Source organism: Paenarthrobacter sp. PH39-S1, assembly GCF_030063245.1.
In the GTDB taxonomy this organism is placed as follows: Bacteria; Actinomycetota; Actinomycetes; order Actinomycetales; family Micrococcaceae; genus Arthrobacter_M.
The window spans coordinates 17,387-35,586 of sequence record NZ_JASISR010000017.1 but is presented as its reverse complement, the minus strand read 5'-3'; the positions used below and the strand labels follow the sequence as shown (position 1 = coordinate 35,586).

The window sequence follows — 18,200 nt, the reverse complement described above, 5'->3', positions numbered from 1 at the left end:
CATGCCAGATGAAACCTTTGACGACAGCCACGTCGTCGTCAGTTCCGACGCGGCGGCCGACACCCAGGCCTCGCTGAGCGCCGAAATTCAGGCCATCCACCGCAGCTACCGGGACGCAGTTGCGGCGGGGGCGGCCGAGGAGACCCAGCCGCGTATCGATTTTGCGCCCTACCGCAGCTCCATTTTGCGCCACCCCACCAAGGACCTGCATCACGCGGATCCGGAGACCATCGAACTCTGGAGCCCCGCGTTCGGTCAGCGCGATGTCCATGAGCTGGAAAGCGACCTGACGATTCAGCACAACGGGGAGCCCCTGGGGGAGCGGATGAAGGTTCGAGGGCGGGTGCTCGACGGCGATGGCCGACCGGTGTGCGGCCAACTGGTGGAGATCTGGCAGGCCAACTCGGCCGGCCGATACATCCACAAGCGCGACCAGCATCCGGCGCCGATCGACCCCAACTTCACCGGTGTTGGCCGGTGCATCACGGGCGCGGACGGCAGCTATGAGTTCACCACGATCAAACCCGGACCGTACCCTTGGAAGAACCACTACAACGCCTGGCGGCCGGCGCACATCCACTTCTCGCTCTTTGGCACGGACTTCACCCAGCGCATGATCACCCAGATGTACTTCCCGGGGGACCCGTTGTTCGCGCTGGATCCGATCTACCAGTCCATCACGGACCAGAAGGCCCGGGACCTGCTCGTGGCGCGCTACGATCACGACATCACCACGCACGAGTGGGCCACCGGGTACAACTGGGACATTGTGCTCAGCGGCAGCAACCGTACCTGGATGGAAGATGAGGACGGCGAATAATGATTGAACCATCAGACACCGAACAAACGCCGGCGACCACGAAGCTTCCCGCCACCCCCGGGCAGACCATTGGGCCGTTTTTCGAGTATGCCTTGCCGTATGCGAAAGATGGCGAGCTCGTCAGCCAAGCCCGGCCGGGCGCGCTCCGGCTGCACGGGACCGTTTACGACGGCCAGGGCGACCCCATTCCGGATGCCCTGCTGGAAATCTGGCAGGCCGACGAGGACGGCACGATCGTGCAAGGGACCGGCTCCCTGCGCCGGGACGGTTACACCTTCACCGGCTGGGGCCGCGAATCAGTGGATAACGTCGGCTGCTACGCGTTCACCACTGTCAACCCCGGGGGCACGGCACCCGGCAGCGCGCCTTTCATCGCCGTCGTCGTCTTTACGCGGGGGCTGCTGAACAAGCTGCACACCCGCATTTATCTGCCCGAGGACACTGAAGCCTTGGCCAAGGATCCGGTGCTGGCGGCCCTGCCCGAGGACCGCCGCAACACCCTGATCGCCACCCGCGAAGCCAACGGAGACCTCCGCTGGGACGTCCGTCTGCAGGGTGACCGCGAGACGGTGTTCCTCAGTTTCCCGGGAGCGTAGGGCCATGGCCGATGCAGGGCAGCTGCACGACGGCGGCGATTTCGGCCTGCTGTCGCCGGCCTGGGCTGGGACCCAGGTTGCGGCGCTGACCGGCGACCAGGCCTTCCTCCAGGCGATGCTCGATGTTGAACTTGCCTGGCTGCGCATTCAGGCCCGGGTGGGACTTGTCCCGGCTGCACTGGTGGAAATGGTGGCCCGGGCCGCCCTGGCCGGCAACTATGACGCGGCCTCCCTTGCCGAGCGTGCCCAACAAGGGGGGAACCCCCTGATTCCGCTGCTGGCCGATCTGAGGGCCGCCGTTGCCGGCGAGTCCCCGGAAGCTGCCGCCGCGATCCATCGGGGAGCCACCAGCCAGGACGTTGTTGACACGGCTCTGATGCTGATGTCGCAGCGGGCCATCGATGTCATCGAAACGGACCTTCGGAACGCCGCACGGGCGTTGGCACGGATGGCGTCGGAGCACCGCCGGACGCTGATGGCCGCGCGAACGCTCACGCAGCATTCCCTGCCGTCCACCTTTGGACTCAAGGCGGCACAGTGGCTGGCGGCGGTGGGGGAAAGCGGTGAAAAGCTTGACGATGTGACCGCTGCGCTGCCGTTGCAGTGGGGCGGCGCGGCCGGAACCATGGCGGCGCTGACGGCGCTGGCTGACCAACAGACGGCGCCGGCTGACTCATGCGCTGCGCCGGCTGACGCACAGGCTGCGCCGGCTGACACACGGGCTGCGCTGGCTGACAAACAGGAAAGGGTCGACGGCGGCCCGCTGACGTGGACCTCGGCGCTGGCCGCCGAGCTCGGCCTGGCCGATCCGCTGGCGCCCTGGCAGACCAACCGTCTTCCGGTGACGGCCTTGGGCCACGCATTGTCCGACGTCCTGGCTGCAGCGGGCAAGATCGCCAATGACGTGCTGCTGCTGAGCCGGCCGGAAATTGCGGAAGTGTCCGAGCCGCTCTCGACCAGCCGCGGCGTCTCCTCGGCCATGCCGCAGAAGCAGAATCCGGTGCTCTCGGTGCTGATCCGCAGCGCCGCGCTGGCCGCCCCGGGACACCTTGCACAGCTGCAGACTGCGGCGGGCGCTGCTATTGATGAACGCCCCGACGGTTCGTGGCATGTTGAATGGCAGGCATTGCGGCAGCTGCTGCGCCTGGCCGGAGGCGCCGCCGCCAAGCTGGCCGAACTTGCCGACGGACTCCGGATCCACACCGCAGCGCTCGGGACCAATCTGCTGCTCGGCGGCGAACTGCTGCTCAGTGAGCGGATCATGCTCCAGGTGGCACCCCTGCTGGACGACGGCACTGCCGGTGCGGGCCGGAAACGGATCCAGGCAATGGTCAGCTCGGCTCTCGCGGACGGCGCGCCGGCGTTGATTGACCTGCTGCGCGATGCCGTGCCCCGGGACGTGCTGAGCGACCAGGACCTCGCTGCCCTGCTTAATCCGTCGGGCTATTTGGGGCAAAACGATACCCTCATTGACAGGATCGACAGACGATATTCGAAATGGGCACAAGCATGAGCCTTCCGGAGATAACACCAACATTACTGTCAGCGGGCCCGGGCAAGCACGTGCTGTTGGCCGGCGCCGGCCTGGGCACCGGCGCCCTAGCGCTGTGGAGCGATGCCGTGCCGTTCCTGCCGGAATTCCAGGTCATTGGCATCGACTTGCCGGGGCACGGGGCCAGCCCGGCGTCGGCAGGAGCGTTTTCCGTGGCGGAGCTTGCCGCCGCAGTGGCAGGCGTCGTGTCCACGCTTCGCGCAGCTGGGGACATCCCTGCCCAGGGCAGGGTCTACTACGCCGGCGTTTCCTTGGCCGGCGGTGTGGCGTTGCAGCTGGGTGTGGACTTCCCGAAACTGTTCTCCGGCCTCGGCGCGATCTGCACCGGATCCAAGCTGGGGGAGCCGCAGGGCTGGCTGGACCGGGCCCACACCGTGCAGGCCCAAGGCACGCCCACCCAAATCGTCGGATCGGCTGAGCGCTGGTTTGCCCCCGGCTTCGTTGAACACCATCCCCAGGCGTCCGCCAGGCTGCTTCACAGCCTTCAGGACGCCGACAGGTTCAGCTATGCCCGCTGCTGCGAAGCCCTGGCGGGATTCGACATTACGGACAGCCTGGACCGGATCGAGGTTCCTTTGATTGCCATTGCCGGAGGGCAGGACACCGTCTGCCCGCCCGCCATAGTGAAAGCCCTCGCTGGCGCTGTCCGTCACGGCCGCGCCGAGGTCGTCGAATCCGCCGCCCACCAAGCCCCGCTCGAAGCGCCGCAGGAGACGGCCGGACTATTGTCCGCTTTCTTCGCGGGACCATGAGCCGCGTCCGATTCACCAGGAAATGCACAGTGCCAACCATGAGGAGTCGTCAATGCCAGCCGAACTGAGCTCTGGACCCGCGAGCGCCGACCTTTCCCGCACCCAACAGGACGTGTTCGACGAGGGCATGGCGGTGCGGCGGGAAGTCCTCGGCGATGCCCACGTAGACCGTGCCGGTGCCAGCATGGACGACTTCACCGAGGACTTTCAGAGCCTGATCACCCGCTACGCCTGGGGCAGCATCTGGACACGACCCGGGCTGCCCCGCACCACCCGCAGCGCCATTACCCTGACGGCCATGATTGCCCACGGCCATTGGGACGAATTCGCCATGCATGTGCGCGCCGCCCTGACCAACGGCATGACCCGGGACGAAATCAAGGAAGTCATCCTCCAGTCCGCCATTTACTGCGGCGTACCGTCGGCCAACGTAGGCTTTAAGGTGGCGCAGGAAGTGTTCGCCGTCATCGACGGAGAGACCCGCAGCGGACCCCGAAACGATCGAGAACCCTGAAACGACCGAAAACCCTGAAACGATCGAGAACACTGGAACGCCAGAAAAGCGCCCCCAATTCACAGAGGAGTACCGTGAAGCAGGCATTCATTTACGACGCCATCCGAACGCCGTTCGGCAAGTTCGGCGGGGGCCTGGCCACCGTCCGCCCGGACGACCTTGCCGCCTCGGTGGTGCGGGCCGTCGTCGAACGCGCTCCCGGGCTGGAGCCCGGACGCATCGACGAGGTGATCTTCGGCAACGCCAACGGGGCCGGGGAAGAGAACCGGAACGTGGCACGGATGGCCACCCTGTTGGCGGGTCTGCCCACCTCCGTTCCGGGAACCACCGTCAACCGGCTCTGCGGTTCCAGCCTGGACGCGGCGATGATCGGCTCGCGGCAGATCAACACGGACGAGGCGGACCTGCTCCTGGTCGGCGGCGTCGAATCCATGAGCCGGGCTCCCTGGGTGCTGCCGAAAACGGAGCGCCCCTACCCGGCAGGGGACCTGGCCCTGGCGTCCACGACCCTGGGCTGGCGTCTGGTGAACCCGCAGATGCCGGCCGTTTGGACGGTCAGCCTGGGAGAGGCCACCGAGCAGCTGCGGCAGCGGCACGGCATTACCCGGGAACGGCAGGACGCCTTTGCCGCCGCCTCGCACACGTTGGCGGACAAGGCATGGCGCGACGGGCACTATGACAACCTGGTGGTGCCCGTACAGGGCTCCACGCTCACCCGGGATGAAAGCATCCGCCCTGCCAGCACATCCGAGGTGCTGGCAGGGCTGAAGACGGTCTTCCGGCCGGTCGCCGACGGACCCGAAGGGGGGACGGTGACGGCCGGCAATGCGTCCCCGTTGAACGACGGCGCCTCCGCGGCATGGATTGGCAGCGAAGCCGGTGGTGAACTGCTGGGCTTGCCGCCGTTGGCCCGTATAGCCGGCCGGGGAGCCGCCGCCCTGGAGCCGCAATTCTTCGGCTTCGCCCCCGTGGCGGCGGCCAACCAGGCACTGCAACGGGCCGGAATCACCTGGGCCGACGTGGCCGCCGTCGAACTTAACGAAGCGTTTGCCGCACAAACGCTCGCGTGCATCGACGCCTGGGGGATCGACGAGGGAATGGTGAACGCCTGGGGCGGGGCATTGGCGATCGGCCATCCACTCGGCGCCTCCGGCGTCAGGATCCTGGGCACCCTGGGCCGCCGGCTGCAGCTCTCCGGACAGCGCTGGGGCGTGGCGGCGATCTGCATCGGCGTGGGGCAGGGGCTCGCCGTCGTGCTGGAAAACGTCGCCGCAACAACAAACTAGTCCACGGCGGAATTCGGGCACTACTGAACTTAAGGAGATTGGGCCGATGCTCAATTTTGTGGACTCGGCGGCCGAAGCCGTGGCTGGCATCCGGGATGGTTCAACCGTGCTTATCGGCGGATTTGGCAACGCCGGGCAGCCGATGGAATTGATCGACGCGTTGCTTGACGGCGGCGCCACCCAACTCACGGTGGTCAACAACAATGCCGGCCAGGCGGATGCCGGGCTCGCGCTGCTGATCAAGGAGCGGCGGGTGTCGAAGATCATCTGTTCCTTCCCCCGGCAATCCGACTCGTGGCATTTTGATGCCGCCTACCGCTCCGGGGAGACCGAGCTGGAGTTGGTGCCGCAGGGCAACCTGGCCGAACGCATCCGCGCAGCCGGGGCCGGCATCGGCGGGTTTTTCACACCCACCGGTTACGGCACCATGCTGGCCGAGGGCAAGGAGACCCGTCTCATCGACGGCCGGGGGTATGTCTTCGAAACGCCCATTCATGGGGACATTGCACTGATCAAGGCGCTCACCGCGGACAGGTCCGGCAACCTTGTATACCGCAAAACGGCCCGCAACTTCGGGCCGATCATGGCGGCGGCGGCCAAACGGACCATCGTTCAGGTTACCGGCATTGTGCTGACCGGCCAGCTGGACCCCGAGGCCGTCGTCACTCCCGGCATTTATGTCAACACCGTCGTCGAGATTGCCGCCCCGGCCAAAGCCGTGAAAGAACAGGGTAACCAGTGAGCACCAAACTCAACAAGGAACAGCTCGCCCAATTGGTGGCCGGCGACATTGCGGCCGGATCGTATGTGAACCTCGGCATCGGGCAGCCCACACTGGTGTCCAACTACCTCACGGCGGAGCAAAACATCACCCTGCACACGGAAAACGGCATGCTCGGCATGGGACCGGTGGCAGTGGGGGACGAGATCGATGAGGACCTGATCAATGCCGGCAAGATCCCCGTCACGGAGCTCCCCGGCGCATCGTACTTCCACCACGCCGACTCCTTCGCCATCATGCGCGGCGGCCACCTGGACGTCTGTGTCCTGGGCGCCTTCCAGGTCTCCGCCACCGGCGATCTGGCGAACTGGCACACCGGCGCGCCCGACGCAATTCCCGCCGTGGGCGGCGCCATGGATCTGGCCACCGGAGCCAAGGAGGTCTACGTGATGATGTCCCTGTTTACCAAGGACGGAAAATCCAAGCTCGTCCCCGAGTGCAGCTATCCGCTCACGGGAGTGGGCTGCGTGACCCGCGTCTACACCAACGAGGCGGTTTTCCTGATCGGACCCGACGGCGTGCGCGTCCGGGAGACCTACGGCATGTCATTTGAGGAGCTGGCGGCCCGGATGGATACACCCCTGCTGAGCTCCGTCTGACGAGTCTGCAGCGGCGGGCTGCGACGAACGGTGAAGTGCGACGGCGGCGCCAAGGTGCGCCCGACGGGCGCCTTGAACGGGTGGTAACCAGAAATGCCGGGCAGCCGCGGGAAGCGGCCGCTCCGTACCTGCACGATATCCTCGTTGTAGCCGTCATCCCCGTTGTAGCCGTCGGTCTGCAGGCGACGACAGGGGGGGTTCAAGGCGCAGTCTGGTTTCGTGTCCTCTGTCATCCGGAAACGAATAGACTCAGGGCGCTGGAGCACCCTACTACCGGACGGAAGGATTTTCGAGTGAGCAACCATTTGAATCGGTATCGCTTTATTGCGGAGACTTTTTCACGCCACGGGTTGGCGTTCCTGCTTGGCGTCAGCGGAATTCAGAAATGGCTTCCGACCACCCCTGAAAACGCACAGGAATTGACTGCAGGGGTCACGCCGCCTGAACATGTACGGTTGGCCCTTGAAGAGCTGGGACCCGTTTTTGTTAAACTGGGCCAGATCCTTTCGACCCGACCCGACCTTGTGCCCCCGGCCTACCAACTGGAACTGGCCAAGTTGCAGGACTCTGCGCCTGCCGTTTCCGCTGACGTCATTGAAGACCTTATCCGGCAGGAATTGGGCAAGGGCACCGCAGAACTTTTCGCGGTGTTTGACCGGGTCCCTTTGGCCTCGGCCTCCATCGGACAGGCCCATGCCGCATCCTTGGCCGACGGCTCCGAAGTGGTGGTCAAGGTCCGCCGCCCAGGCGTCGTCGCACAGGTCGAGGAAGACCTGGAAATCCTCCAGAACCTTGCGGTGCAAGCGGGCCGGCACTGGGAAGCTGCCGCGGACTATGACCTTCCAGGGATTGCCTCCGAATTCGCACAAACCCTGCGCGCTGAACTGGACTATCTGCAGGAAGGACGCAACGCGGAGCGCTTCGCCAGGAACTTCGCTGACGATGCGGGTATCAACATCCCCGCCATCTTCTGGGACACGACGACGACCCGGGTGCTGACCATGGAACGTATCCGCGGCATCAAGGTCAATGACCTGCCGGCGTTGGACGCCGCCGGCATCGACCGGCGTGAACTCGCTACCCGGGCGGCCGGAACAGCCGCGAAGATGATTTTTGACGATGGTTTCTTCCATGCCGATCCGCACCCGGGAAACCTCTTCATCCGCCCCGGTGGGACGATCGGGCTGATCGATTTCGGAATGGTTGGAAATGTGGATGCCGAACTGCGTGAGCAGCTGGGGAATCTCCTGGAGGCACTCGTTTCAAAAGACGCGGACAAAGTTGCCAATGCCCTGCAGGCGATGACCGCGAGGAGGTCAGCAACGGATCCGGCCCTGCTGAAGGCAGACCTTATTCCCGTGATAAGGCTCTACGCCGACTGCGGCTTGGCAGAAATTCCCGTCGGCCGCGTGATCACCGAAGCACTCGCCATCCTGCGCAGGCACCACCTCCAGTTACCGCGGGAGATGGCCCTGCTGATGAAAATGATCGTTATGACTGAGGGTATGGGCGTACTACTTGATCCCGGGTTTAAGTTGGCAGAGGCGCTGGAACCGCACATACAGCGTTTGGCTCTCGAGCGATTCTCCCCGGCTGCGCTTGCCCGGCGCCTGGGCATGGCAGGCTCCGAGGCAGTCCAGCTCGGCCTTGAGCTGCCTCAACAGCTTCGCCGGTTTTTTTCGCTGGTGGATCGAACCGGTGTCGAGGTCCACCTCCGGGCCGCTGAACTCGAACCGCTCGTCGCACGTCTGGAACGAATGGGCAATCGGGTCGTAGTCGCCATGATCGCCGCAGCGCTTATCCGTGGTGTGGGAGAAATCAGTACCGGTGACAGCCTGCGCTGGCAGAAGTGGCAAGGGCCGTTGATAGGTTCCGGACTGGGGGCTGTGGGCAGCCTCGGCACCTACCTCGCGTGGACAGCCCGGCGTCGACGCAGGTCCCCCTGACCACGGCGCGGTCCGGGCACCTGTCCATGCGGGCACATGTTGGGCATCCCGGCAGCCTGCCAACAAAACGAAGCGCGTTTATTCGGACTTTAACGCCACCGGAGGAGCAGCATCAGGGCCAGGGCCGAGCCGCCAGCGGTTAGGCGGCCGAGAGGAAGACAAGCACCCACAGGGCGATAAAAGTGAGGACGGGGCGGGAGCTGTCCGCACCGGGCCCGGTGCCGGGACCGGTCAGTTGGGAATACATGGTGGTGCCGAGGACGGGAAGGGCAATGATGAGCCCGGTACTGGTGAGCCGATTCGCGGGCTTGGCGTCCAGCGGGCACCCAGTCCGTGCAGTCAGGTCAGCTGATGCCGTTAGGTCAACGTTAAGAATGCGTTCAGCGGACTGTCACATGTGAAAGATATCGTTCTTACATGCGGAATCTGCGAGTTTATCTGAGGCAGTGGTTTGGCGTGGACCTGCTTGTTTACGAAGGTCCAGAGAACGAGTTCTGACGCCATGCCGGACGCTTCCGGTGTCCGAAAGCTGTTGCCGAGGCGACCGACTTCAACGTTCAACTCGGCCGCCGATGCCGGGCTGCGGCGCATCCGGGAAGCCATAGCAGCGGCCGCGGTCACGGAGTTGCCGGTCAGTTGAGGCAGGAGAGGCGCGTTCTTTGTCCGGCAAGTTATTTTTTTGCAGATGCGCGAACGGGTTCGCAGCCTGAACTACCATCGAGGCATGAGGCTAAAAAATGGACGCAATGGTGTGTTATTTCTCAGCGTCCTCACGCTCGTGCTGGCCACGGGCTGTGTAGCTGAAAGCCCGACTGCCGGGCCGCCGTCGCCCTTGTCGTCCCAGGACGCCGCGCAGAACCAGCAAGGGACCGGCACGCCCACCACCGGGACGGCATCCCGCGGGCTAAAACATGTGGTGATCATTGTTGAGGAGAACAAGCCTTCCTCCAACATCATCGGCAATGCGGCGGCCCCGTTTATCAACAAGCTCGCCGCCGATTATTCGCTGGCCACCAACTACCAGGCGGTGACTCACCCGAGCCTGCCCAACTACCTCGCCCTGACCAGCGGTACAAACGCCGGTATTACGAACGACTGCAACCCGCCGGGCGGCGACTGCACAGCAAGGGTGCCCGCCCTCACCGGTGAAATTCAGCAATCCGGCCGGATCTGGAAGATGTATGCGGAGGGCATGCCCGCTCCCTGCACCCCGAACAACTCGGGGTCTTACGCGGTGAAACACAACCCGTTTATGTACTATCCCAGCGTCACAGACAACAAGGCCACCTGCGCCGCGCACGACGTGCCGTTCTCGCAGCTCGGGGCCGACCTTAAGGGCGCCTCAACTTTGCCTGACTATGCGTTCATCAGCCCGGATATGTGCAATGACATGCATGACTGTTCGGTGCAGACCGGGGACACCTGGCTGTCGCAGCAGGTGCCACAGATCCTGGCCTCACCGGCCTTTACGACGCAGAATTCGCTCCTGGTGATCACCTGGGACGAGGGCAGCGGGGCCAATAATAAGGTGTCGACGATTTTCGCGGGGCCTGCCGCCAAAAAGGTGTACACCTCCGATGTGGCCTACAGTCACTATTCCCTGCTGCATACGATAGAAAGCTCGTGGGGCCTGGCACCACTGACGGGCAACGACAGCAACGCGCCGATCATGACCGACATGCTCCGATAGCCGCGCGGCCATCCGGCCTTTCCTCGGACAGGGAGACGGCTCAAACGGGCGGTGGTCGGACCTGTTGCGCGGACATTGTCAAAGGATTCCCCTTACGTACGCGCGCGGGCATCTTTGCTGAGTCAACGCGGAAGCTTCCCACGGCTGGCAGGGTCAGGTATGGTGACTTCTGTCACGGTCATGAGGGCTGCGGCGACGAGGGCAGTCGCATATGGAGGATGCGTGCTGGGGAATCCTGCCCCCGCCATTTACCGAAAATGGCAGGAGAACCTAAGATGTTCGACCAACGTTTCATCATCGACGCCATCGGCCGGAGCGCGGAAAATTCCGTGGACCGGCGCCGCTTTTTCAGAGCCGCCGGGATTGCCGGTTTCGGTGCGGGGGCTGCCATCATGGCCTCCAGCGCTGCGGCCGGCGCAGCCACGGCCGATGCGCAGGCGCCCAGCGATTCCGCGATCCTGAATTTCGCGCTGAATCTTGAATACCTTGAGGCCGAGTTTTATCTCCGGGCCGTCACCGGGGTCGGACTGCCCGACAACATGACGACCGGAACCGGCACCCGGGGCCCGGTCGATGGAGGCCGGGCGGTCCCATTTGTCACGCCCTTCATTAAAAGATTCGCGCAGGAGATTGCCGCCGACGAAAAGGCACATGTGACCTTCCTGCGCAGTGCCTTGGGTGGAGCGGCAGTGTCCAGGCCACGGATCAGCCTGGATGCCAGCTTCACGGCGGCCGCCAGGGCGGCGGGCATCATCGGGAATTACCAGACCTTCGACGCGTATGCGAACGAATTGAACTTCCTGTTCGCTGCGTTCATCTTCGAGGATGTGGGGGTGACCGCTTATAAAGGGGCGGCCCCGCTGATCAGCAATAAGACCTATCTGGAAGCCGCCGCCGGCATCCTGGCGGTGGAGGCTTATCATGCCGGCCTCATCAGGACCACGCTGTACACACTCGGCGTTGGTGCACCGTCCATCATCTATCCCACCGTGCAAAAGATTTCCGACGCCCGGGACAGCCTGGACGGCCCCACAGACCTCGACCAGGGCATCGGGACCAGCACCGCGGCAAATATTGTACCGGCGGACGCGAACGGTCTTGCATTCAGCCGCAGCGCGGCCCAGGTACTGAACATCGCGTACCTGAACTCTGAAGCGGTCCGCTCGGGCGGGTTCTTCCCGGCCGGGGTGAACGGCGTGATCAACACGAGCGGTGACAACGACGGGGACGGTGACTAGGCCCAGACACCAGCAGGCCCATTGAGACGGTGGTATTCCCGGGGCGACGGCCGCCCCGGGAAAACCATCGGAACCGTTTTCACGTCCTGCCGCTTCGGACGGCTCGATGAATCTCCCGGTGCAGTTGAATTTCCCGGTGCAGTTGAATTTCCCGGTCCATAAGCCGCCCCTTGGGCATCGAAGAGCCGGCCGAGAGGGCCGGTGCGGGGGCCCTCCAACTCCTGTAATCCGTCGGTGTGGCGGTTGTAATCCATTCGTGCGCCGGAAGGATTTTGACCTCGCAACGCGCCGCCGGTCTGGTGGGCGGTTGCTGGGTCTGGCCTGTGACGTGTTTCGTCACCGGGCTGTATTCGCATTTCTGCAGGAGCCATTACCGTGACAGCCGGTGTTGACCCGTCCCAGCTGGCTGTACCGGCTGAGTCAGGGCACGCATGTGGCCACAGGTATCGCCTGCGTCCCGCTGATATTGGCGAAGCAGTGGACGGCGTACCCGAAGCTTTTCAGCTGGCCCGTGTTTATGGGCGTCAAGAGTGCGGTGGAGCGGCATCCATTGCCATTTTTGTCGCCAGCTCCGTGCTGCCGGGTCCGCCAAGAATATAGCGAACATGGAATCGATGATCGGGCCACGACACCACCGCGCCTTACCCCGTTCAGCGCCGACCTTTGCGGGGGAGACGGCTACGTCGTGGGGCGGCTTAGCCGACCGGCGCGGATCTGCAGGTGGCCTCCCCGTGTTGATGCGCTGGTGACGTCGGTACACGTTTCCTCCACTGCCCGCCAGGGATGGGCGGTGATGTCCGCCCCTCCCAGAGCGCAGGCAAGCCGTGCCAGCGGGGCCAGCCACCTTGCCCGGCCGATGGGGTCCTGCATGTCCACGACGCAGATCCGGGCATCCCCGCGCAGCAGCGTCGTCATGTTTTTCCATGCTGTCCCCCAATGAGGCATCAGGGACAGCGAGTAAGTCGCCAAAGCTGCCTCGGAGGCAGTGGAACCGCCGCTGTCGCGGATGTGGGCGCCGATTATGGACGGGTCGAGGGTGGTCATGTCTGCCTGGATGAGGATGACGTTGTCCCAGCCATGGGCTGCGGCACGCCGGCGGGCCCGGTGCAGCATTTGTGGGCTTCGGTCGATGCCGACGATGATTCCGGTGGGGCCGATCCGCCGCTGGAGGAGGCTGAAGTTCAACCCTGTGCCGCAACCGACGTCCAGGATCTGCTGCGCCGGTGAAGGGTCCAAGGCGTCGATGCCACGCAGCCGGCCTGCACGGTAGACCGGGTACTCGGCTGAAAGGATGTCGTAGAACGGGGCGATGACGGCGTATTTGTCGCGGATGGAGTTCTCCTATCGGGCGCGCCCTGCCATGGTGGCGGGGTCATTTTCGGGCGGTACGGTAGCCGTAGGGGAAACATACATCAACACGAAGGGGTGCCTGGTGACGAACTGTGCCGGGATTGTCGATTTTCTGGTCATCGGGGGTGGCACGGCGGGCATCATTGGAGCCAAGACGGCCTCGGGCTTCGGAGCCCGGACGGTCCTGGTGGAGCGTGAGCACACCGGAGGGGACTGTTTGTGGACCGGGTGTGTCCCTTCCAAAACCATCCTTTCGGCGGCCGAACGCGCAACGACCGAGCGCACTTTGACGGGGCGTGCGCCTGACTTTGCCGCCGTTCGGGAAAGGATTTTCCGGACGATCCACACAATCGAACCAGCCGATTCCCCCGCAGCGCTGGAAGCAGCAGGGGTGGAGGTCATCAAGGGTGTCGCCAGATTCGTCGCGCCGGGCGTGGTCGACGTCGATGGCAGGACCATCCGGTTCCGGCAGGCCCTCATCGCCACCGGCGCTGAACCGCTCAGCCCTAGGATTCCGGGCCTGAACGTGTCCGCGACAGTGACGTCGGAAACGATCTGGAACCTGGCCGATCTCCCGGCCCGGCTGGCCATCGTCGGCGGCGGTCCGGTCGGCTGTGAACTGGGACAGGCTTTTGCCCGCCTCGGCTCGGAGGTGACCATGATCGTCCGTTCCCGGGTCCTGGCCAAGGAAGATCCGGAGGCTGCCGCCGTCGTGCGGGAAAGCCTTGAAACCGACGGCGTCCGCATTCTCGATGACGTCAGAGTTCAGCGGGCCACCGATGCGCAAGGCGCCTCGCGCATCCACCTGGGGGATGGAACGTTCGTTGAGGCGGACACGGTCCTGCTGGCCACCGGTCGGACACCGCGTACCGCCGGCCTGGGGCTTGACCGGATCGGCGTCGCCCTGGACGGGTACGGGCGCGTCGTCACGGATCCGCGGATGAGGACCTCCAACCCGCTGATCCGTGCCGCCGGCGACGTGACGGCGAACCCTCGGTTCACCCACTTGGCCGGCGTGCATGCCAGCGTCGCAGCCTCCAACGCCGTTCTCGGCCTCAGCCGACGCATCAGCACCACGATCCCGAGGGTCACGTACACCTCTCCGGAGCTGGCCGCCGTCGGACTGACCGAAACCGGGAGTAACGGCCGCACCCAGGCCCGGACCGTCAGACATGCCCATATTGACCGGGCCGTGACCGAGGGTTCCACCGCCGGGTTCACCCGGTTGATCGTGGACCGGCGGGGCAGGATTTTGGGCGGAACCATCGTCAGCCCGCGGGCCGGGGAATCCCTGGCCGAACTGACCGTGGCGGTGCAAAAGAACCTCACGACCTCCGATATCGCCGGGATCACGCACGCCTATCCGACCTACTCCGACGGGGTGTGGAACGCGGCCATCGCCGATGCCCGGAATCGGCTGGCCGCTCCGCTCATCCGCCGGTCCATGCAGGCTCTGGTGTTTCTGCGGCGGCGGCGGCTGGACCGGGCAGTCCTGCACCGGCGTCACCGATAACCTTGGATCCATACGGCGGCGCTGGAATCCCATGCTGGAGGTTTTCGCCGAATGCGGTGTCTGCTCCGCCCACGAGGTCCACCGCTCCGGGATCGTTTGCGACTACTGAACCACCGTGCTGACCCAGGAAAGCCACTTCCCTCTACGCATTGACGCTTCCCGCACTTGCTGCGACATTGTGAACCAAGCGACAACCGCCGGGATGTGCGGCGCTGAGATTGGAGGCGGCATGGACGACCCCCGCTCCGATCATGCTGAACTTTCCTGAGATCCGAAAGCTCTGGCACAGGGAGGTGCGACTGAAAGTTGTCTCAGTGGCGGCCTCGCTGTTATTCTTCGCCGCTGCCTTTCTGGTCAAGCCGTGGCTGCACGAGTGGTACCCGGTGGTGGTGCTCGGCCCGTGGATTCTGGTGTGTGCGGGGACATTCCTGTCCCTTAGAGCGCTCAAAAGACTCTCGACGCTCGTCAACCTGAGGTTCGCCGCCGAGTTCACCCTGCGAACGGGCTGCGAATACCCGGAAGACGTGGACGTTCTTCAGATCAAGCACACAGTTGCCGCGCGGAGCGAAAATGGCTCAGTCTGTCTCTGGAGCGTGAAGCGGAAGGGCGGCTCCTTCATCATCGCTCCGGTATCCAGTACAGCCATGACAACACATCATCGAAGAGGCAGGATCGGGGCGGAGTCGAATTGTCAGTCACCGCGCCGTCAGTCAGACCCCCGTCTCGACAGGCCCCCGGGTGGATTGTAGAGTTCGACTACCGGTGTGCTGTCGGCAAGAACCTTGGGTGGAGGGTTGTGGCACGGCCGGCTGAGAATCAGTCCGCGGCAAGCAGGTCTCCCAGGTTAGCCCACCAGCAGTAGGAGACAGCGTGAAACGCAGGCTTGCTTCGATCCTTGCCGGCGCCATATTTTCCGTGGCTCTCACGCCGGTGCTGGCAGCAGCAGGCTCGGCTGCTGCCCCGTTCAGCTTTGCCGTGATTGGCGACATCCCCTACGGCTCCACGCAGCTGTCCATGTTTCCGCAGCGCATAGCCCAGATCAATGCCGATCCCGACGTGCAGCTGGTGAGCCATCTGGGCGATATCGGCGGCCCGCCCAACTGCTCCGATTCGTACTATTCCACCATCAAGTCGGACTTCGACCAATTCGTGGATCCGCTCCTCTATACACCCGGCGACAATGAGTGGGCCGATTGCTCCAGCGCTTCCGTGGGCGCGGCCAATCCGCTGAACCGTCTGGCGGCGGTGCGCCGGGTATTTTTCCCCCAACCGGGCCAAAGTCTTGGCCAGAACCCGGTGGCCGTCACTGCCCAGTCGGGCTATCCGGAGAACGTGCTGCTGGATCAGGAAGGCATCACGTTTGGCCTGGTCCACATCGTCGGATCGGAAAACGATTTGGCCTGGTGGAAGGGCAACACAGCGGTCACGCCTGAGCAGAAGGCGGAAGTGGACGCCCGGAACACCGCGGATATCTCGCTCATCCGCAGCGCCTTTTCCACCGCGAAGACCAATAACAGCAGGGCCGTGGCCCTGATTACGCAGGCCGACATGTTTACCGGTTCGCCGAACCGCACCGCTTTTGGCCCGTTGGTGAAGGCGATCGCCGCGGAGGCCTCGGCGTATGGCAAGCCGGTGTTCTTGTTCAACGGAGATACCCACACCTTCGTCAGCGACAAGCCCCTGGCCTCCTCAACATGGTTGTCCTACTACGGCATTTCCACCCCGGTCCCCAACCTGTCCAGAATCACCATCCAGGGCGGACCCACGGTGGCCGAATGGCTGAAGGTGACGGTCGTCAGCACGGCGGACGTTCTTCAGATTCAACGCGTCCCCTTCGGGACCGCAGTGGCGCCCCTGGCGTCCTTTACCTCCACCACCAACGCGCTTTCCGCGACGTTCGACGCCTCCGGATCCACGGGTGCCGGCGGCCTGGCAGGATACGCGTGGACCTTCGGGGACGGATCCTCCGGCACGGGCGTCTCACCCTCGCACACGTACGCTGCGGCCGGTACCTATGCGGCGAACCTGAAAGTGACCGACAATCAGGGCGCGACGGCATCAACGACCGGTTCCGTGACGGTGACCGCCGCCGCCCCCGCCCCCGCCCCCGGTGTGGATACCGTCGTCGTGCCGGCGAAGGCGGCGTGGAGCTGGCGGTTCGCTCCCACGGCCCCTGACGCGGCCTGGAAAAATCCCGGTTATGACGCGTCGGCGTGGAAATCGGGAGCCGGCGCCCTCGGGTTTGGAACCGCCGGGCTCGGCACGAACATCGACGTCAGCGGGGGCGCCAGCACGCGGCCCTTGGCTGGCTACTTCATCAAAAAATTCACCGTGGACACCGCTTCCGCGGTGACCAAACTGTCACTGAGGACGGTTGCCGATGACGGCGTCGTCGTCTTCGTCAACGGCACGGAAGTGGGCCGCAGCAATATGCCGGCCGGGCCCGTGACGTTCAATACCTTTGCCTCCTCGACCACCAACACTTCGGTTGCCACGGCAAATCCGGTGGTGTTTGAGGTCCCCGTGTCACTGCTGGTGAATGGGACCAATACCGTCGCCGCTGAGACGCACCTGAACTACCACGCGACGGCGAACATCAGCTTTGACCTGACGGCGACCGCCACTACTGCCGGGGGCGGGGGCGGGCCGGCACCCAACCAGTCGCCGGTGGCGAAGTTCAGCAGCAGCGTGTCCGGCCTTGATGCGTCAGTAGATGGTTCGGCGTCCTCGGACCCGGACGGGTCCGTCGCCTCCTACGCCTGGGACTACGGCGATCAAACGACGGGGACCGGGGCGACGGCGGCACACACCTACGCGGCGGCCGGCACCTACTCCGTGACCCTGACCGTGACGGATAACCAGGGCGGCACGGGTGTTATGTCCGCTCCCGTGACGGTGGCTGCGGCAACGGGTCCGGTCGACGTCGTCGTCGTGCCTACAAAGTCGTCATGGAGCTGGCGCTTTGCCTCGACCGCCCCGGACTCAGCCTGGAAGAACCGGGGCTTTGACGCGTCATCGTGGAACGTAGGGCCGGGGACATTGGGCTTCGGCACGACGGGGCTGGGCACGAACATCGACGTGTCCGGTCCGGCCAGCAGCCGTCCCCTGGCAGCCTATTTCATCGGTCAGTTCAACGTTGCGACGGCCTCAAGGGTATCGAAGTTGTCGCTGCAGACGATAGCCGACGATGGCGTGGTGGTCTATGTCAATGGCACGGAAGTGGTCCGGAGCGGCATGCCTACCGGACCGATCACCTTCGGGACCTACGCGGCGACGGGATTCCGCACGGCTAAAGCCGCGATGAGCCCGGTGACCGTCAACGTGCCCCTTTCCCTGCTGGTCGACGGGATCAACACCATCGCTGTGGAGACCCACCTGAACTACCACGCGACCCCTGATGTGACCTTTGACCTCGGCGCAGTTGCCACCGTCAACTGAGGGCCGTCGTCGTCCGCGCCGGGTCAGGCCGTTTTCGTTTCCGTTCAAAGCCCGACAGCGGCCGTTTGGGTCCGGCTGACCGGCGCGGGAAGCGGCTGGCAGGCGCTGCACGGCAGGGCAGGCAC

The 18,200-nt window shown here is 64.5% G+C and carries 15 protein-coding genes; 14 read left to right on the top strand and 1 reads right to left on the bottom strand.

Features of this window, described 5'->3' with window-relative positions; genetic code table 11:
- The first annotated feature begins 1 nt into the window (after position 1).
- The 11 genes from pcaH to QMG52_RS12200 all read left to right on the top strand — a co-directional run bounded on the left by pcaH (position 2) and on the right by QMG52_RS12200 (position 11,774).
- Complete coding sequence (gene pcaH / locus QMG52_RS12250) at positions 2-820, top strand: protocatechuate 3,4-dioxygenase subunit beta (protein WP_283560685.1); 819 nt, start codon at positions 2-4, stop codon at positions 818-820.
- Positions 820-1,416 (top strand): protocatechuate 3,4-dioxygenase subunit alpha, encoded by a 597-nt coding sequence (gene pcaG, locus QMG52_RS12245; RefSeq protein ID WP_283560684.1) that lies wholly within the window; start codon positions 820-822, stop codon positions 1,414-1,416. The genes pcaH and pcaG overlap by 1 nt, the downstream gene beginning before the upstream one ends.
- A gap of 4 nt (positions 1,417-1,420) precedes the next feature.
- Positions 1,421-2,929, top strand: coding sequence for a lyase family protein (locus tag QMG52_RS12240; RefSeq protein WP_283560683.1), 1,509 nt, complete (start codon positions 1,421-1,423; stop codon positions 2,927-2,929).
- Positions 2,926-3,720 (top strand): alpha/beta fold hydrolase, encoded by a 795-nt coding sequence (locus tag QMG52_RS12235; RefSeq protein ID WP_283560682.1) that lies wholly within the window; start codon positions 2,926-2,928, stop codon positions 3,718-3,720. Before QMG52_RS12240 ends, QMG52_RS12235 begins: the two co-directional genes overlap by 4 nt.
- Before the next feature lie 52 nt (positions 3,721-3,772).
- On the top strand, positions 3,773-4,234 hold the full coding sequence (gene pcaC / locus QMG52_RS12230; RefSeq protein ID WP_283560681.1) for a 4-carboxymuconolactone decarboxylase: 462 nt from the start codon (positions 3,773-3,775) through the stop codon (positions 4,232-4,234).
- A gap of 74 nt (positions 4,235-4,308) precedes the next feature.
- Entirely contained in the window at positions 4,309-5,520 is a 1,212-nt protein-coding gene (locus tag QMG52_RS12225; protein ID WP_283560680.1) for a thiolase family protein, read from the top strand.
- A 46-nt stretch (positions 5,521-5,566) separates the two neighbouring features.
- Positions 5,567-6,262 (top strand): 3-oxoacid CoA-transferase subunit A, encoded by a 696-nt coding sequence (locus QMG52_RS12220; RefSeq protein WP_283560679.1) that lies wholly within the window; start codon positions 5,567-5,569, stop codon positions 6,260-6,262.
- Entirely contained in the window at positions 6,259-6,900 is a 642-nt protein-coding gene (locus tag QMG52_RS12215; protein WP_283560678.1) for a 3-oxoacid CoA-transferase subunit B, read from the top strand. Before QMG52_RS12220 ends, QMG52_RS12215 begins: the two co-directional genes overlap by 4 nt.
- Before the next feature lie 293 nt (positions 6,901-7,193).
- A complete protein-coding gene (locus QMG52_RS12210; protein ID WP_283560677.1) occupies positions 7,194-8,846 on the top strand; it encodes an ABC1 kinase family protein in 1,653 nt (550 codons plus the stop codon).
- Between the two features lie 751 nt (positions 8,847-9,597).
- Positions 9,598-10,536 (top strand): alkaline phosphatase family protein, encoded by a 939-nt coding sequence (locus tag QMG52_RS12205; protein ID WP_283560676.1) that lies wholly within the window; start codon positions 9,598-9,600, stop codon positions 10,534-10,536.
- Between the two features lie 275 nt (positions 10,537-10,811).
- A complete protein-coding gene (locus QMG52_RS12200; protein WP_283560675.1) occupies positions 10,812-11,774 on the top strand; it encodes a ferritin-like domain-containing protein in 963 nt (320 codons plus the stop codon).
- A gap of 678 nt (positions 11,775-12,452) precedes the next feature.
- Here QMG52_RS12200 and QMG52_RS12195 read toward each other — a convergent pair.
- Positions 12,453-13,010 carry a class I SAM-dependent methyltransferase gene (locus QMG52_RS12195; RefSeq protein ID WP_283560674.1) on the bottom strand — a complete coding sequence of 186 codons (558 nt, stop codon included), beginning with the start codon at positions 13,008-13,010 and terminating at the stop codon, positions 12,453-12,455.
- Between the two features lie 73 nt (positions 13,011-13,083).
- Here QMG52_RS12195 and QMG52_RS12190 point away from each other — a divergent pair, with 73 nt between their 5' ends.
- The 3 genes from QMG52_RS12190 (at position 13,084) to QMG52_RS12180 (ending at position 18,075) form a co-directional block, all read left to right on the top strand.
- Positions 13,084-14,637: a dihydrolipoyl dehydrogenase family protein gene (locus QMG52_RS12190; RefSeq protein ID WP_283560673.1), complete on the top strand. Its 1,554-nt coding sequence runs from the start codon at positions 13,084-13,086 to the stop codon at positions 14,635-14,637.
- Positions 14,638-14,930: 293 nt separating this feature from the next.
- Positions 14,931-15,386 carry a hypothetical protein gene (locus QMG52_RS12185; RefSeq protein ID WP_283560672.1) on the top strand — a complete coding sequence of 152 codons (456 nt, stop codon included), beginning with the start codon at positions 14,931-14,933 and terminating at the stop codon, positions 15,384-15,386.
- Positions 15,387-15,507: 121 nt separating this feature from the next.
- A complete protein-coding gene (locus QMG52_RS12180) occupies positions 15,508-18,075 on the top strand; it encodes a PKD domain-containing protein (protein ID WP_283560671.1) in 2,568 nt (855 codons plus the stop codon).
- Positions 18,076-18,200 lie beyond the last annotated feature (125 nt).

Excerpts from the sequence above, each read along its gene's own strand:
- pcaH (WP_283560685.1), top strand. The coding sequence starts at position 2 with ATGCCAGATGAAACCTTTGACGACAGCCACGTCGTCGTCAGTTCCGAC.
- pcaG (WP_283560684.1), top strand. The coding sequence starts at position 820 with ATGATTGAACCATCAGACACCGAACAAACGCCGGCGACCACGAAGCTT.
- QMG52_RS12240 (WP_283560683.1), top strand. The coding sequence starts at position 1,421 with ATGGCCGATGCAGGGCAGCTGCACGACGGCGGCGATTTCGGCCTGCTG.
- QMG52_RS12235 (WP_283560682.1), top strand. The coding sequence starts at position 2,926 with ATGAGCCTTCCGGAGATAACACCAACATTACTGTCAGCGGGCCCGGGC.
- pcaC (WP_283560681.1), top strand. The coding sequence starts at position 3,773 with ATGCCAGCCGAACTGAGCTCTGGACCCGCGAGCGCCGACCTTTCCCGC.
- QMG52_RS12220 (WP_283560679.1), top strand. The coding sequence starts at position 5,567 with ATGCTCAATTTTGTGGACTCGGCGGCCGAAGCCGTGGCTGGCATCCGG.
- QMG52_RS12200 (WP_283560675.1), top strand. The coding sequence starts at position 10,812 with ATGTTCGACCAACGTTTCATCATCGACGCCATCGGCCGGAGCGCGGAA.
- QMG52_RS12190 (WP_283560673.1), top strand. The coding sequence starts at position 13,084 with ATGACGGCGTATTTGTCGCGGATGGAGTTCTCCTATCGGGCGCGCCCT.